13 protein-coding genes are annotated in these 17,019 nt (G+C 45.5%); 9 read left to right on the plus strand and 4 right to left on the minus strand.

Features of this window, described 5'->3' with window-relative positions; translation table 11 throughout:
- Positions 1-58: 58 nt before the first annotated feature.
- The gene (locus GXP65_RS19870) at positions 59-2,095 is read right to left on the minus strand and encodes a PhoX family phosphatase (protein ID WP_045396756.1); all 2,037 of its coding nucleotides are present in this window, start codon (positions 2,093-2,095) and stop codon (positions 59-61) included.
- A 219-nt stretch (positions 2,096-2,314) separates the two neighbouring features.
- Here GXP65_RS19870 and GXP65_RS19875 point away from each other — a divergent pair, with 219 nt between their 5' ends.
- Complete coding sequence (locus GXP65_RS19875) at positions 2,315-2,653, plus strand: YggL family protein (protein ID WP_005432583.1); 339 nt, start codon at positions 2,315-2,317, stop codon at positions 2,651-2,653.
- 705 nt (positions 2,654-3,358) lie between these two features.
- Here the strand turns inward: GXP65_RS19875 and GXP65_RS19880 are convergent.
- The gene (locus GXP65_RS19880) at positions 3,359-4,225 is read right to left on the minus strand and encodes a helix-turn-helix domain-containing protein (protein WP_005432584.1); all 867 of its coding nucleotides are present in this window, start codon (positions 4,223-4,225) and stop codon (positions 3,359-3,361) included.
- Between the two features lie 167 nt (positions 4,226-4,392).
- On the opposite strand from GXP65_RS19880, the gene GXP65_RS19885 reads away from it, so the two are divergent.
- From GXP65_RS19885 to GXP65_RS19900, 4 genes are all read left to right on the plus strand, one after another.
- Complete coding sequence (locus tag GXP65_RS19885) at positions 4,393-4,638, plus strand: hypothetical protein (protein ID WP_050913288.1); 246 nt, start codon at positions 4,393-4,395, stop codon at positions 4,636-4,638.
- Positions 4,639-5,138: 500 nt separating this feature from the next.
- Positions 5,139-6,041 (plus strand): LysR family transcriptional regulator, encoded by a 903-nt coding sequence (locus GXP65_RS19890; RefSeq protein ID WP_162093549.1) that lies wholly within the window; start codon positions 5,139-5,141, stop codon positions 6,039-6,041.
- Between the two features lie 376 nt (positions 6,042-6,417).
- Positions 6,418-7,323, plus strand: coding sequence for a 30S ribosomal protein S6--L-glutamate ligase (rimK, locus tag GXP65_RS19895; protein ID WP_038890593.1), 906 nt, complete (start codon positions 6,418-6,420; stop codon positions 7,321-7,323).
- A 63-nt stretch (positions 7,324-7,386) separates the two neighbouring features.
- The gene (locus GXP65_RS19900) at positions 7,387-7,815 is read left to right on the plus strand and encodes a RimK/LysX family protein (protein ID WP_005432588.1); all 429 of its coding nucleotides are present in this window, start codon (positions 7,387-7,389) and stop codon (positions 7,813-7,815) included.
- A 49-nt stretch (positions 7,816-7,864) separates the two neighbouring features.
- Here the strand turns inward: GXP65_RS19900 and GXP65_RS19905 are convergent, their stop codons facing one another.
- Positions 7,865-8,629 (minus strand): MBL fold metallo-hydrolase, encoded by a 765-nt coding sequence (locus GXP65_RS19905; RefSeq protein WP_162093558.1) that lies wholly within the window; start codon positions 8,627-8,629, stop codon positions 7,865-7,867.
- 336 nt (positions 8,630-8,965) lie between these two features.
- Here GXP65_RS19905 and speA point away from each other — a divergent pair, with 336 nt between their 5' ends.
- The 4 genes from speA (at position 8,966) to GXP65_RS19925 (ending at position 15,709) form a co-directional block, all read left to right on the plus strand.
- Positions 8,966-10,876, plus strand: coding sequence for an arginine decarboxylase (speA, locus tag GXP65_RS19910; protein ID WP_038890686.1), 1,911 nt, complete (start codon positions 8,966-8,968; stop codon positions 10,874-10,876).
- Between the two features lies 1 nt (position 10,877).
- Positions 10,878-11,798 (plus strand): agmatinase, encoded by a 921-nt coding sequence (gene speB / locus GXP65_RS19915; RefSeq protein WP_162093550.1) that lies wholly within the window; start codon positions 10,878-10,880, stop codon positions 11,796-11,798.
- 262 nt (positions 11,799-12,060) lie between these two features.
- Positions 12,061-13,266: a multidrug efflux MFS transporter EmrD gene (emrD, locus tag GXP65_RS19920; protein ID WP_009705122.1), complete on the plus strand. Its 1,206-nt coding sequence runs from the start codon at positions 12,061-12,063 to the stop codon at positions 13,264-13,266.
- 277 nt (positions 13,267-13,543) lie between these two features.
- Positions 13,544-15,709 (plus strand): S9 family peptidase, encoded by a 2,166-nt coding sequence (locus GXP65_RS19925; RefSeq protein ID WP_162093551.1) that lies wholly within the window; start codon positions 13,544-13,546, stop codon positions 15,707-15,709.
- 180 nt (positions 15,710-15,889) lie between these two features.
- Here GXP65_RS19925 and GXP65_RS19930 read toward each other — a convergent pair whose 3' ends face one another.
- Positions 15,890-16,873, minus strand: coding sequence for a porin (locus GXP65_RS19930; RefSeq protein WP_038890588.1), 984 nt, complete (start codon positions 16,871-16,873; stop codon positions 15,890-15,892).
- Positions 16,874-17,019: the final 146 nt, after the last annotated feature.

A 17,019-nucleotide genomic window follows, 5' to 3' on the forward strand; every position in this document is an offset into this window, starting at 1 on the left:
AAGCCCTGCAAACGCAGGGCTTTTCTTATTCCCGATTTTCAGTCATATGACCTATTGGTTAAACACCAATTTCACCACCGTCTTCACGGCGAATCACCACCGTTGCTGCACGTGGACGCAGTGTCATCCCCGCTGGTGTCTCTTCCGCAGCATTGTCGCTATAAGGCCAGTTACCTGGGTGCTGAATGTTTACGAACAAAGACTTGTAATCGGGGCTGATGGTAAAGCCCGTCACTTCACAGCCGTTAGGACCAACAAAGAAACGCTTCAACTCAGCTTGGTTTTCTGCGCCGATCACTTCTTGTGTGCCGTTTTCATCCGTCAGCTTTGAAGGTACAACCGCAAGCATTTGGTCATTAGTGTAAGACGTCACTTCATCTGCACCGTTATCCGTTTGAATCCACAGAATGCCACGAGGATCAAACGCTAAGCCATCCGGGCTCGCAAATTGGTTAAGCTCGGTCAAGCTCGAACGGTTAGTGTCCGCATCGCCATTTGCTGGAGAACCAAACACGAAGATATCCCACGTGAAGTCTGTTGCCGCTTCGCCTTCGTCCCAGCGAATTACATGACCAAACTTGTTGTTCAAACGTGGGTTTGCAGGGTTAGTTTCCTCTGTGCGCTTGGTGTTGTTCGTTAGCGTCAGGTAAACCGAGCCTGTGAATGGATCCACGGTACACCACTCTGGGCGATCCATTGGCGTCGCACCAACAAGGTCGGCTGCGCCCGCCGTATTCAGGATGATTTCTGCCAACGAATTGAAGCTATCTGCCAAAGTGCCACCAGAAACTGTCGTGCTATCTAGTGTCAGTGGCAACCAAGTACCAGAGCTGTCTTCGTTGAAGCGCGCCACATACAGTGTGCCTTCATCCATGTACTTATCGCCCGTCGCCAAACGGTTTGCTGGATTAGCATCTGCTGGGTCCCACGCTGCTGCAGATTCAAATTTGTATAGGTACTCAAAGCGAGAGTCGTGGCCAGAGTAAAAGACCACAGGCTTACCTTCTTCAAGCTTACCGAAAGTACAACCTTCGTGACGGAAGCGACCTAGTGCCGTACGCTTCTTCGCGCGTGAGTTTTGCGTGTAAGGGTCGATCTCAACGATGTAACCATGTCCGTTCGCTTCATTACGGTAATCATCTAATGCACTTGCGCCCGTAGGCTCAACATTGAAGCGCGTAAACTCGTCCAAGCGTTCTTCAGCGTTGCCCGCCAACGTTTCCCATAAGTAGCGAGTTCGTTCATCATCTACACCAATACGATCTTGCTCTTCAGTGCGAACACCTGCATTGACGAAGTAACCCGGCCAGTTCTCTTCACACGTTAGGTACGTACCCCAAGGCGAGAAACCATTACCACAGTTGTTCAGTGTGCCACGTGCTTGGCTGCCATCTTGAGAGAAGCGAGTCACAGCCAATTCTGTATTTGCCACAGGACCAGATAAGTCCATAACTGTCGCGCCAGTGTAACGGCGGTTTAGTGGATCGGTATCCACCAGCTTCCACATGTTGTCTTCAAGTTGAACGCGAACCACGGATACACCGTGCGCGTTAATTTCTTTACGAACTTCGTCGACAATAGTACGCACACCGCCCACAACGGTTGGACCGCTAGGATGCAATGCTGAAGTATCAATGTACTCGTGGTTAATACACAACAAGCCATCAGTATCACTGTCATTTAGTGAGAAGAAATGCATGCCGTCATGATGCATACCAAGCGCATTGAGCTGATCAGCACTCGTATTGCTGCCATCGTCTTTCCAAGCATTACCTTGTGCATTTAGAGGTGTGCCCCAAGGTACCAAAACTTGTGCGACATAACCTTGCGGAATCGAAACTGCATCCGTCAGAGAGCCCGGAATAGAATCAAAATTCAATACTGCGCTAGACACGTTAGACCCATTGCCAGCTGAAGTGCCAGAGCTAGAATCGTTGCACCCAGATAAGCCAAACGCACCAAAAGCGGTCATCGCACTGATACCTAGGCCACCTTTTAGGATACTGCGTCGAGATAGGCTCGCTTCCAGTACTTCTTCAAAAGGCTTGTTATTACTCTGGTTGTAACGCGTCGCGTCGAAGGTTTCCTTACTCATGGTGTTGCTTTCCCAGTGTTAGGTTGAATTATAAGTTTGTTAATTATCAAGCGAGAGGAAGTTTGGAAGAGAAAAGTGACAGAAGTAGTCCATCTTTATGAACTTTGTGTTTAGAAAATGTTATAAAGCACCCATCTATTCTATGAACTCCCAATTTTGCTTGGGCAAAGCCTGTTTTGGGGGTATAAGGTGTACTCAAATCATCCACGAGAGATAATCATGAAACTAGATAAAATCGATAACAAAAATCGTCGTCTACGCAAAAAGCTATTCCTAGGTGAATTCGCAATCCTAGGTTTTGAAATCAGCTGTGAAACAGACATCAACGACTTCGACCGTTACGATGCATTCGTTGATGAGTTTATCGACTATATTGATGGTCTAAACCTATGCTTTGGCGGCGGTGGTCTAGAGCTGTTTGAAGGCTTCCTATGTTCAACAGAGCGTTACGAAAGCGCAACTGAAGAACAGAAAGCGCAAGTTTTGGCTTGGCTACAAGCTCGCCCAGAAGTAAGCAGCGCAAAAGCTGGCGACTTGGTTGACGCAAACTACCTGTAATTGCGGAATCACTCTGTAACACAGAGTTGAGCAAGTAATAGAGAAAGCTGGTCTTCGGACTGGCTTTTTTGCATTTAAGGCGATGGTTTTGTGCTGAAATGTTGAATCTAGAAAGAGTGGAACGTTTGGTTGTTTTGGAAGCTTTGTTTAGGAAAGCAGGAAGCTTAGAGTCTTGGAAAGTATCGATGTGCCAGATAATTTTAGAGCTGGCATGTTATGGAAGGTAATTCGTCCATTGCCAGCTCAGTGTCACGAGTGTGGTTAACTATGCTTTTTTGGTAGCGTCAGTTTTTGTGTCTTTCCAGTATTGAATACGTACACGATGCAACTGTGCTCTTCTCATCTTTTTCATAGCAATCTCCCTCATCTATATAGGTAGCGCTCATCATGAGCTTATTGTCTAAGGTTGTTTCCCCTTCAATCTATCGGGGAACGAATAAATTAACCGTGATTGATTTCACAACATAATGACAAAACACGACGAGTTGCAGTCAATTTTTGAACAGTTCGTCTGTGTTTTATCGTATGGCAAGGGTTAACCTATCCACTGAATATGACAGATTAATGGCAATCAAGTTCCCTATTTCATCTGTCATTGAATCTTAATAATGATTCTTCAACAACCTGGCAAATAATATACCAGTTGCACATAAATTCTCACTCGACATCAAAAAGAGGGCACACCTACCAAAACTAAGCAAGAGGCTAGGGCTGAATGCGTTGCTGGTAATGTTGTCGGTAATCTCGCGGGGTAAGCCCTTTGTAAGTTTTGAAATGGCGATTAAATAAAGCTTGATTCCGATACCCTACTCGCTCAAACACAATCCCGATCGGTAACTCAGTCGATTGCAGCAATTCCGCAGCGTGATTAATACGCAGCTTCATCAAGCGCTGGCTAAAAGGTTCTTTAAAGTGCTTTTGAAATAATCGAGTCACGGCACTTTCACTGAGCGATAAATCGTTCGCTAAGTCGGCAAGGGTTATTTTACGAGCAAAGTGCTGCTCAAGATACGCATTGACCTTAGCAACCCGCTCTCTTTCTTGTTGCTCATGTTCACTCAGCGAGAGGTAAGAATGCGTCATCAGTGTTTTTGCGGCTTCATCATGGGCAAGCAAAGAAAGAACGTGAATAAAACGGGCAAGCTGTTCCATTGCAGGGACTTTCATCAGCTCATGCATCAAGTCCACCACTTGTTGGGCCGTTCCCTTAGAAAAGACCACACCTTTATTGGCCGCTTTTAATAACGGGTCCAGTTTACGTAGCTCCGTGCAATAAAACATGAGATTGGAAATCCACTCACGCTTAAACCAAACCACGTGTGTCTCACAATTGTCTTTCGAAGACGTAGAGCAAAAAGAATGCGGAACGCCAGGGGCAATCAACAACATCTGATTATGTTCGATATCCATCTCGCAATGGCCGACATTTAACACTCCATCAAAATGACGATGAATAACCAACTCATACACATCATCATGAAAGTGTAAATCAGACTGCTTTGTTGACTCATCAATTCGACGATAACGCCAAGAAAAGCCTGGTCTCTGAGGTATTTTTTCAATGTACGCCATTCATCACCCTGCTAGATAATATTGCTCTACGCGTAAATAGTATCAGTAATACAGGTCGATTCTTCATTACGCCTCAATAGTATTGATATTGAGCGGCATACTATCAACTTGGCCTCACTTCGATCCTTATTCTTGCCTCGTAAAGACAAGCTAATTAAGGAGCGGCTATGAGTAACTTAAAAACCAAACTACGACAAATCATTCGAAAAACTCGCGATGAATGGGCCATGTTTGCAGTAAAAGAGATGGGGATATCATCTGAAACTGTCGCTAAATCTTATGGCTACCGTTCGAGCTGTGATCTTGAGCAAACTCTTAAACAAGGCGAAAAAGACGCTGATTCGTACATTGGCTCGGAGTCTTGTGCGAGATCTCTTACAAGCGATGTAAGTAAAACGACCATTTTTGACTAAGAACAAATCGAACAACTAACCTAAACATATGAAAAATAATAACTATCCTTTTTTAAGCAATATTCGCTGCCAAAGTTTTTTTATCTAGCTGATTGAGAGTAATCAGCAAAACAACAATACTAAATGTGTCGACAGGATGTTGGCGGGAACAGGAAAAAAGCCTAAAGGATTGGGTATCTTCAGGATGAAGATTTGGTAGCTTAGGATGAGTTATCAGCAAGGATGTAGTTAAACTCTAGGACAGAGTTCGCCCGTCAGGATGATAGGCAAGAATGGACACCGCTAGGAAGGCGATGAACAAGGAACTCGGTTAAAGGATTTAGCCACAATCAAGGATAGATGCAGGGAGCACCTATTAGTAGCCGGATTGCTGCGAAAAAGAATAAGCCCCGTCTGGGAAACCAGGCGGGGTTTTATTTTGCCTGTCATTTATCTGCCATTCTGCGTTCTGCTATGCATCATGCTATTATTTCAGCAATTTCTCTAGCAAACGACGTCCTATGCTGAATCCTGTTTGGTTACATACATTCAAAACTCTTGTCGAAGTCGGTCACTTTACTCAGACGGCAGAAAAGCTCTACATGACCCAGCCCGGTGTCAGTCAGCACATAAAAAAGCTTGAGCAAACTTGTCAGCACCCATTGATTAAACGCGAGAACAAAAGCTTCGAGCTCACTGAGCAAGGCCGCATGGTGTATACCTACGCGCTAGAACTTGAAGAAAAAGAAAAAAGCCTACTAGAAGACTTAAGCTTTGATGACCCACACGCAGGATACTGCAAACTCGCCTGTTCTGGCGCACTTGCTTTGATGCTGTTTGATCCGCTACTTGAAAAGCAAAAACGACATAAAGGCTTATCGATTCACCTAGAAGCAGCGCCTAACCAATCTATTCTTAATGGGGTTGCAGAAGGGCGAATTGATTTGGGCATCGTGACTTACTCACCGAATAAAAGCGTGTTCCAAAGCGAGCAAATTGGGCGAGAGACATTATGTTTGATCTTGCCAAAATCCTACCAAGGAAAAACGCTCACACCAGAGCTACTAAAAAACTGTGGTGTGATTGGACACCCAGACGCCGAACATTACATGACGCTCTTTTTCGATCAATGCGCAGAACCCTTATTGAAAGAGATCAAAGTCAGTGACATGCCACTCTCTGGATATGTGAACCAGTTAAGCCAGATCTTATTGCCAGTAAGCAAAGGACTCGGCTTTACCGTTTTACCGCGCAGTGCGGTGGAGAGCTTTTCGTTAAGAGAAGAGTTGTATGTCGCCGAGTTGAAACAACCGGTGTATGAAGATTTATTTTTGGTGAGAAAACGCAGCCGCACATTGCCACTGCGCTACCAAACCATCAAACAGGTCTTACTGAATGTAATGAGTAGCGTTGCAAATCAATAAAAATAGCCACCTAAACGGCTGAACTCTTTCCAAATCACTCTCAATGCCAAGAGAAGTAAGCGGTCAAATGGCCGCTTGTTTCAGTTTTCCTACTTCGAAAAGTGATGAATTTTTGGTTCAATTTTCTTTTTCTCACCCTTGACAGTCGCACGCAGTAAGGCGTGAGAGTTCAATAAATTATTTTTGTCGTGTCGACGATATTTTTTCGTTTTCATATAGTGAGAAAACGCCCTAAGGTGCGCACCTCTGACGACGTGGTTGTCCAACCACAATTCTAAATCGTTGAAGCGAGTGGATGCTGTCACATCAATTAAACCCACTCACTATACTCTATGTTTATATTTTTAATTTGGTACTGACTTACTAAGGAATTGCCATGCGTATTGCTATTCTTTCTCGTAATGAGAATCTATATTCAACCATGCGCCTAAAGCAGGCGGGTGAAGAGCGCGGACATCAAGTTGATGTTATCGATACTCTGCACTGTTATATGGATATTACGAGTAACAACCCTAAGATTCGTTACAAGGGTGAAGAATTGCCAAAGTATGACGCGGTTATTCCACGCATCGGTGCATCTATCACTTTCTACGGTACAGCGGTTGTACGTCAATTTGAAATGATGGGCACATTCTGTGTGAACGAGTCAGTAGCAATCAGCCGCTCTCGTGACAAGCTACGCTCTATGCAGCTGCTATCGCGCAAAGGCATTGGTCTACCTCGCACAGGTTTTGCTCACCATCCTGACAACATTCAGGACGTGATCAAAAACGTTGGCGGTGCACCTTTGGTTATCAAGCTACTTGAAGGTACTCAAGGTATCGGCGTTGTACTTGCTGAAACAACAAAAGCGGCAGAAAGCGTAATCGAAGCATTCATGGGTCTAAAAGCGAACATCATGGTGCAAGAGTTCATTGAAGAAGCAAATGGTGCTGATATCCGCTGCTTCGTTGTAGGTAACAAAGTTATCGCAGCAATGAAGCGTCAAGCTAAAGAAGGTGAGTTCCGTTCTAACCTTCACCGTGGTGGTTCTGCTGAGCTAGTAAAACTAACCAAAGAAGAGCGCGCAACTGCGATCAACGCAGCAAAAGTCATGGGTCTAAACCTATGTGGTGTTGATATTCTTCAATCGAAAAACGGCCCTGTTGTGATGGAAGTGAACTCTTCTCCTGGTCTTGAAGGCATCGAAAACGCAACAGAAAAAGACGTTGCAGGCATGATCTTCGACTTCATCGAGAAGAACGCAAAACCAAACGCTAACCGTACACGCGGTAAAGGCTGATAATTGTTTGAGTGAGAGCCTATAAACTGGGCTCTCTTTATCACTCATCGCTAGGATGACACTATGAATCAGAAAATGATCATTGGGAACGCCGAAGCAATTTGCTTACCTGAGTTAGGGATTACTCATCTTGAAGCGCGTATTGATACAGGCGCACAGACTTCTTCTCTGCACGTAGATAACCTAGAGTGCACAGAGCAAGACGGTCAGTCATACGTAGAATTCGATCTACACCCAGATGTTTACCACTTAGAACAAGTGGTTCGCTGTAAAGCTCCACTGAAGGCGAACCGCAAAGTGAAATCATCAAACGGAACGTTCGAGCACCGCTGCGTGATCACGACGATGCTACGCATGGGCGACCAAGAGTGGCCTATCGACATCACGCTGACTAACCGTGAAAAGATGACCTACATGATGTTGCTAGGTCGTCAGGGTATGGCAGACAAGGTTCTGGTAGACCCGAGCCAATCTCACTTATTGGCTCCATAATCCCCGTAGCTTCAGATGAGCGAACTCCGTGGTCGCTCATCTGGCTCTTCTAGCTATCCTTTTCCTTTTTATCCCTCTCCTTTTTCACATTCTTACTTCTCAGTACAGAACGCATTAATCCTTTCAGTTTTATCTTCGTCACTCGCCAGTGCGTAATCGGTCTAACCGGTGCAGTATTGATGATGTGTTGATAAGCATCTTCATCAAACTCAACTTCACCGCCATGAGCCGCCAACAAACAACTCGGATTCATCTCAAAAACGCGCTTTAACGAACGGCGATATTGGTTGGGGTGAAAGATAGGAAACGGCGCAATCAAATGGCTTTTTACCTGCACCATCAAATCCGCGACATAAAGCACATCTTGCTCAGCATGATAAACCGATAAATCTCTATCAGTATGCCCCGGTGTTTCCAATATCTGCCAATCAGTAAAACCGGGAATCACTTCTCCATCCACTAGCTCGATATCCGGTCTTAGTTTTCGCGAATACCAAAGGTTACACTTAGGTTTGCGCATTCGGTTCGCCATCCAACGCGCCAAAATCAAATCCGTAAGATGCATCAACCAACCATCAAAACCACCATACCAATGCGTGTCTCGTTTTGCTGCCAGAAGCTGACAACCAGTGAGATCTCTTAACTTGTGCGCTGCACCAGCGTGGTCTGGGTGCATGTGGGTGACGACGACCAGTGTTAGGTCAGTGAACGGTCGATTGAGCTGATGCTCGATGAAATCTTTAAGATGAGGGATATCCGCTCGACTTGCACCATCAAGCAGCATTAATTTGTCTGGATACTCGGCAAGATACATGGTTTGGATGTATCCCTGAATTCTGTGCAGCTGCAAAACATGTCCTTGTTTTGTTGAGTCTTTGTTCTTATTTCTTATCGACCAAATCCTTACTGGTCAGACCAACTATAACAGTAGAGTGGACACTCTGTTAAATAAATGTTTACACCGCAGTTCGACAATAGTTATTAATCGAAAGCATAAATTTTAATCATTAGACTCTGGTTGAGTTTTATCCGTTAATGCGCGCACACGGAGTTCGTGTCAGGGTATGAGGTTAGCGCCTCATGATTTGCTTTTTTGTATTTTCTCCTCTACTTCCTATGAGGGCTTAAATACATTTTTGTGAGAATCGAGTTGGAAAAAGCAACTAAATTAGACCGCATCCGCGCGGACTACAACGTTCACTACTGGAGCCAAGGCTTCTACGGAATTGATGACCAAGGCGAGGTATACGTATCTCCTCGTAGTGACCGTGCACACCAAATCCCTTTCAGTGCGATTGTTAATGAGCTAGAAGCTAAGCAGCTGAACCTGCCTGTATTAGTGCGCTTCCCGCAAATCGTGCACCAACGCGTGCATGGCATTTGCCAAGCTTTCAACCAAGCAATTGAAGAGTACCAATATCCAAATAAATACCTGCTGGTATACCCAATTAAAGTAAACCAACAGCGTGAAGTGGTTGATGAGATCTTAGCGAGTCAAGCACAGCTAGAAAACAAACAACTGGGTCTTGAAGCAGGCAGTAAGCCAGAGCTATTAGCCGTATTGGCATTGGCTCAACAGGGCAGCTCCGTGATCGTGTGTAATGGCTACAAAGACCGTGAATACGTGCGTCTTGCACTGATCGGTGAAAAGCTAGGTCACAAAGTATTTATCGTACTAGAGAAGCTATCTGAGCTTGATCTAGTACTTGAAGAAGCAAAAAGCTTGGGCGTAACACCACGTCTTGGCTTGCGTATCCGCCTTGCATCTCAAGGTGCGGGTAAATGGCAAGCAAGCGGCGGTGAGAAATCGAAGTTCGGTCTATCGGCATCTCAAGTATTGAGCGTGATTGATCGTCTAAAACGCGAAGACCAGCTGGACACCATGCAGTTGGTTCACTTCCACCTTGGCTCACAGATGGCAAACATCCGTGACGTGCGTAATGGTGTAAACGAATCGGCACGTTTCTACTGTGAATTACGTGCCATGGGTGCAAACATTGATTACTTCGATGTTGGCGGCGGTTTAGCAGTAGACTACGACGGCACACGTAGCCAATCTTCGAACTCGATGAACTACGGCCTTGCAGAATACGCACGCAACATCGTGAATACGGTAGGTGATGTGTGTCAGCAGTACGAACAACCGATGCCAGTGATCATCTCTGAATCGGGTCGTTCTCTAACGGCACACCACGCGGTGTTGATTTCTAACGTTATTGGCACAGAAACGTACCAACCAGAAGAAGTATTCGAGCCAGCGGTAGATGCTCCATTCTTGCTACAAAACATGTGGCGAAACTGGGAGAACCTGCAAGATGGTACGGATGCGCGTGCATTAATTGAAATTTACAACGATACCCAAAGCGATTTGGCTGAGGTTCACTCACAATTCGCTACTGGCGTACTGAACCTTGAACAACGTGCATGGGCAGAGCAACTGTCGCTACGCATTTACTTCGAGCTAAGTCGTCAAATGAGTACCAAGAACCGTTTCCACCGTCCTATTTTGGATGAGTTGAGCGAACGTCTTGCGGACAAGTTCTTCGTGAACTTCTCTCTTTTCCAATCCCTGCCAGATGCATGGGGTATTGATCAGGTATTCCCTGTTCTGCCTCTTTCTGGTCTTGGTGATGTGGAAGAGCGTCGTGCGGTGATGTTGGACATCACTTGTGACTCCGATGGTGTGATTGACCATTACGTTGATGGCCAAGGTATCGAGAGCACACTACCAGTACCAGCATGGAGCAAAGACAAACCGTACCTAATGGGCTTCTTCCTAGTAGGCGCATACCAAGAGATCCTTGGTGACATGCACAACCTATTTGGTGATACCCACAGTGCAGTAGTCAATGTTGATGAAGAAGGTCAGTTTGAGATCAGCTACATCAACGAAGGTGATAGCGTAGAAGACATGATGCGCTACGTTCATATCGACGTAGATGCGATTCGTGATAATTACAAACAATTGGTTTCAGCACGTGTTGAAGCCAGTGAACAAGAACAAATCCTAGCTGAACTAGAACAAGGTTTGGCAGGCTACACCTATTTAGAGGACTTCTGATATGAATGATTTGTTTACTAAAACCGATTATTCGCTTTACTCCAACTCTATGTCGTTTCTACGTCGACCGTACGTCAAAAACCCAGTATCGGTAGACGCAGACGTTGTGGTGCTCGGGGTTCCTCTGGACATGGCGACTTCTGGTCGTCCTGGTGCGCGTATGGGTCCAGATGCGATCCGCCGTGCGTCAGTAAACCTTGCTTGGGAAGGCAAGAAGTTCCCTTGGGAATTCAACGTATTTGATAAATTGAAAGTGATCGACGCGGGTGATCTTGTGTTCGATTGTGGTGATGCTGAAGATTTCACTTACCGCCTAGAAGCGGCAACAAGTGAGATACTAAAGAGCGGTAAGACAATGCTAGGCTTAGGTGGTGATCACTTCATCACGCTACCAATCCTACGCGCTTACGCAAAACACCATGGTCAAATGGCACTGATTCACTTCGATGCGCACACTGACACATACGCAAACGGTAGTTCTTACGACCACGGTACTATGTTCTACCATGCACCAAAAGAAGGTCTGATTTCTGCGAAGAACTCAGTTCAGATTGGTATTCGTACTGAATATGACCAACAAGATCACGGCTTCAATGTGATCAACGCGATGCAAGCGAACGACATGTCGGTAGAAGAGATTCTGGCAGAGATTCGTCGCACGGTTGCGGATAAGCCTGTGTATGTCACTTTTGACATCGACTGTCTGGATCCTGCGTTTGCACCAGGTACAGGTACACCCGTTTGTGGCGGTCTGAACTCAGATAAAATTCTGAAGATCATTCGCGGTTTCGCTGGCATGAACATCGTAGGTATGGACGTGGTGGAAGTCTCTCCTCCTTACGACCACAGCGATGTGACGGCCTTGGCTGGCGCGACTATCGCACTTGAGTTGCTTTACGCCTACGCTTCAGGTCGCGAATAACGAAAGTTGTTCTAAAAAAACGCAAGATTTCAAAGGGAGCTTCGGCTCCCTTTTTCGTTTTCAACCCCCAACAAAAATAGATTAGATTTTCTAATTCAAATCATAGATTTTTATCTTGCTCAACTTCACATTTTTTGATTGCTAAGTCAGCACTCAAGCTCTAATATCTCGCGCCTAGATTCCCTAATCACTTTGTTTATTTGGCTCTCCTATATGGAGCGCTAAGGCTTTTTACGTCTAAAATTTCTGGAGAGATACGCAAATGTCCGCCTCGTTTCCATTAGCGAAACTTACCTTTTTAATCGCAATTCTGACTGCCGTAGGTCAAATGACTCAAACGATGTACGTGCCTTCTATCGGTCATATGGCGGGTGAGTTCTTGGTGTCAGCGTCTTCACTTCAAGCTGTGATGGCGTGTTACCTGATCCCTTACGGTCTATCGCAGTTTGTATACGGCACGCTGTCTGATCGCCTTGGTCGTAAGCCAATCATCATTGCGGGTTTGATCATCTACATTCTTGGTACTTTGGTGGCGCTATTTGCTCATGAGTACGAATGGTTCCTAGCAGGTAGCTTTATCCAAGGTTTGGGTATCGGTTGTGGCGGTGCGATGTCTCGCACACTGACTCGTGACTGTTTTGAAGGCGCAGAACTGCACCGTGCAAACAGCTTGATCAGCATGTGTGTAATTTTCTCGCCATTGATAGCCCCTGTACTAGGCGGTTACCTAACTGAAGCTTTCGGCTGGCGTTCTAGCTACTTATTCCTTGCACTGTTTGGTATCGCAGTAGTGATCACCATGATGACAAGCATGATGGAAACGTTGCCGAAAGAGCGTCGCAAACATGAATCTGTGGCGAAGAGCTACAAGTTCGTACTGTCAGACAAACGCTTCCAAGGTTTCTTGCTGGTATTGGTGGCAACGTTCGCAGGCGTGGCAGTATTTGAAGCAGCAGCGGGTGTACTACTAGGTGGCGTACTTGGTTTACCAGCAACCACCGTAAGCTTATTGTTTGTCTTACCGATTCCGGGTTACTTGGTCGGTGCAGGTTTATCAAGTTACATTGCACAACGTCGCTCTGAACGCCGTGCTCTGAACGTTGGTCTAGTGGCGATCTTAGTTGGCTCTGCTGTCGTGTTAATTCCTGGTCTGTTTGGTCTCACAACGGCGTTGACTCTGATTGGCGGTGCAACCATTTACTTCTTGGGCGCTGGCATTTTGTTCCCAGCGGCAACAACCGGTGCACTTTCACCATTTCCATACCATGCAGGTACTGGCGGTGCGATTTTAGGTGGCATGCAGAACCTAGGTGCGGGTATCGCGACGTTATTGGCTTCGTTCTTCCCAGCACAAGATCAAATGCCACTTGGTTGTTTGATGATGGCAATGTCGATCATCGCCATGCTTGGTCTACGTTGGGTTAATCGCAAGCACGACCATTCAAACGAAATGCCACTGGCGATCTAAAATCTGATTCTCATCCCCACCAAGATAAAGAAAAGGGACATGCTGCAAAGTGTGTCCCTTTTTTGTTACACGCATCTTACCCTTTAGCTCTCATCCACCAGCAATTGCATTTAACATCCCATCCAATCTTTGCTAAAAAGAACAGTTGCTTATACAGAAGTTATTCGTTTGCCATTCGATATAAATACATTCACTGGAAGAACACAAACGTACTTTTACTCGCAAGATAAATGAATGGCGAAAAAACACGAGAAGAGTACACAATAAGGATACACAGATGCGTTTCACTTTAACCACGTTGGCCGTATCGGTCGCGCTAGTCGCCGGATGCAGCAATCAAGGATTACCAACCATGAACCATTACTCCCAATCGCAACTCGTTGCTCAACAAACCCAAGCACCCGTTGCTAAAAAAGTCCCTCATGCAATGAATATTCATGGTGATACACGAATCGATAATTACTACTGGATGCGTGATGATGAGCGCCAAGACCCAGAAATCTTGCAACACCTTGAGCAAGAGAATCAATACGCAGAAACCGTTTTAAAACACACCGAAGCAATGCAAGAACAGCTGTTTGAAGAGATCAAAGGTCGTATTGCGAAAGATGACAATTCGGTTCCAGTTCGTAAAGGCAGTTACTACTACTCAAATGAAGTGACGGGCGATAACGAATACGAAGTACACCTGCGTGCAAAAGACTTTGCCGGTACAGACAAGCAAGTCATTCTAGATGTTAACGAGCTGGCAAAAGAGCATGAGTTCTTTAGCATTGGCGGCCTATACGTGAGCCCAAATGAAAACATGCTGGCTTACGGTGAAGATACGCTGAGCCGCCGTATTTACACTATCAAGATCAAAGACCTCACGACGGGCGAATATCTAAAAGATGAAATTGAAGGCGCCTCAAGCGCAATCGCATGGCAAAACGATAACCAAGCCTTCTACTACATCAAGAAAGACCCGCAAACACTGTTGGGTTATCAAGTTTACCGCCATGTCTTGGGCACACCTCAAACAAGCGATGAGCTAATCTACGAAGAAACCGACAGCGCTTACTACACCTTCTTGAGTAAGAGTAAAGACGGTGAGCAAGTTTACATTTGGCACTCAAGCACAGAGACAAGTGGCGTATCTGTGATTGATGCTAACAACCCGAACGCCAAAGCCGAAGCTTTCTACCCTAGAGAAACTGGCATTGAGTACAGCATCGCTAAATTAGGTGATTGGTACTACATCTACACCAACTACCAAGCCGTAAACTTCCGTTTAATGAAAGTGAAAACTGGAGAGATGCATGACCGCTCTAAATGGGTCGATGTCATTCCTGCCGACGACAACACCCAGCTGGTCGATTTCGACTTGTTCGACGACCACCTTGTTTACGAGCAACGCACAAACGGCTTATCCACCGTCAAGGTTCGCCAACTATCGACGGGCAAAGAGTTCCCGCTTGAATTTAATGACACCGCGTTTGCGGCGTACCTGACAGGCAACTACGAATTAGATAACTCAAAAGTTCGTATCTACTACAGCAGCCTAACAACACCGGGTACTTACTATGATTTCGACCTGAATACAGGTGAATCAGAAATCATGAAGCAAACACCAGTACTGGGTGACTTTGATGCTGATAACTACCAGTCAGAGCGAATCATGGTGACTGCTCGTGATGGTAAGCAAGTACCAGTCTCATTGGTTTACCGCAAAGACCTATTTAAGAAAGACGGCACCAATCCAATCTACCAATACGGCTACGGCTCATACGGTTCAACTATTGAACCAACTTTCCGTTCAACCCGCCTGAGCCTACTTGATCGCGGTTTCGTGTACGCCATCGCTCATATTCGTGGTTCGGAAATGCTAGGGCGTCCTTGGTATGAAGATGGCAAAAAACTGACTAAACAAAACACCTTCAATGATTTTATCGATGTAACCAGAGGACTGGTTGAAGAAGGCTACGGGGCCAAAGATAAAGTCTTTGCTGTTGGAGGCTCAGCAGGTGGCCTGCTAATGGGTGCAATCATCAACCAAGCACCAGAGCTTTACCGTGGTATTGGTGCGCATGTGCCTTTTGTCGACGTTGTAACAACCATGCTGGATGAGTCGATTCCTCTTACCACCAACGAGTACGATGAATGGGGTAACCCAAATGACAAAACCTACTACGACTACATGCTGAGCTACTCACCGTACGATAATGTGAAAGCTCAAAACTACCCGAACATGTTAGTGACAACGGGTTTGCACGATTCACAGGTGCAATACTTTGAGCCAATGAAGTGGGTAGCCAAACTTCGTGAAATGAAGACAGACGATAACGTCTTGTTGTTCAAAACCGATATGGAAGCAGGCCACGGCGGTGCTTCTGGTCGATTCAAACGATTGAAAGAAGACGCGCTTGAGTACGCTTTCTTCCTCGATCTGTTGGAAACCAAATAAGCTTTAGTTGTCATTCGCTATTAGCCACCAAAAACAATGCCAGCTTTTATGCGGGCATTGTTCAATCTGGGCACTTTGTTATATGACTCGGATTAACTTAATAGAAAGAAAAACGCCTACTCACCGCGAGTAGGCGTTAACACAATAAATGTGTTTAGGCAGTAGAAACTGTCCTATTAATTAGAAGTAGTAACGAGCACCTAGAGTCCAGTAGTCGTTTTCTTCTTTGTTGTAGTCGTTACCTAGGTCAAACTGGTAAGCAGCAAACGTGTAGAAAGATGGAGTCACAGCGTACTCAGCTTGTAGAGCCGTTTCGCTAGTGATTGTTTTGCTGTCTTTATCGTTTTCTACGCCTTCGTAGTTAACACTGAATGTCCAGTCGTTAACACCGTAAGCTAATAGACCTTCAAGCTGAGTCGTTTCTTCTAGACCAAGGTAGAAGTAGTCGTTCATACCGTATACTAGAGCCGCGTATAGGCCTGAGCCATATTTACCGTAGTTAGCAGAAAATACGTGAGAAGTTGCTGACTCTGACTTAGTGCCAAACTTAACATCACCACCACTGTATACGTAGCCTAGACCGAAACCAGCAAGCTCTGTACTTAGCGCGATTTGACCACGATCATCAAAGTCACCATTCTGACCCTGCCAACCTAAACCAAGGTTTAGGCCAAAACCTTCACCAAACTCAAAACCTTTGCGGTAGCTTACCATTTTCTCAGCACGAGAAGAGCCTAGCTCGTAGTAACCTGGAGCGTATAAGAAGTCGTTGGCAAACGCGATTGGTAAATCTGCAACACCCGCTACGTCGTAGTAAGGAGACCATTGCGTACCGACAACTAAACGGCCGTATTGATCATGAGTAGCACCGATGTAACCTAGACGAGTAGAGAAAGAGTTGTCACCACCATTAAGGTAGTTCAGAGACCATTCGCCTTTAGCGTCAACAGTTACACCATTACCAAGGTCGTGCTTACCACCAACGTTGATACGTGGAGACACCTGATGAACCTTAACGTCTTCTTCAAAGTACTCACCAACGCCCACAGAAACGTGGCCGCCGATAGAAAGAGATGTGCCATCGCTGTTGTAAACTTCTGCTGCGAAAGCTTGAGAACCACATGCTAGTGCCGCCACTGCAACGGCTAGAGTTTTCATTTTCATTGTTAACATCCATATAGTTGTTTGTATTGGTTCGCCCCGACAGCAAAATAAAACTAATCAATCGCAACGAACAGGTAACAAGGTAGTAATGAAATATAAATGAAACAAATACTTTCTTATGCAACAGGTGGTATTTGTGATTGTTT

The organism is Vibrio sp. LB10LO1 (genome assembly GCF_010092875.1).
Taxonomy (GTDB): Bacteria; Pseudomonadota; Gammaproteobacteria; order Enterobacterales; family Vibrionaceae; genus Vibrio; species Vibrio campbellii.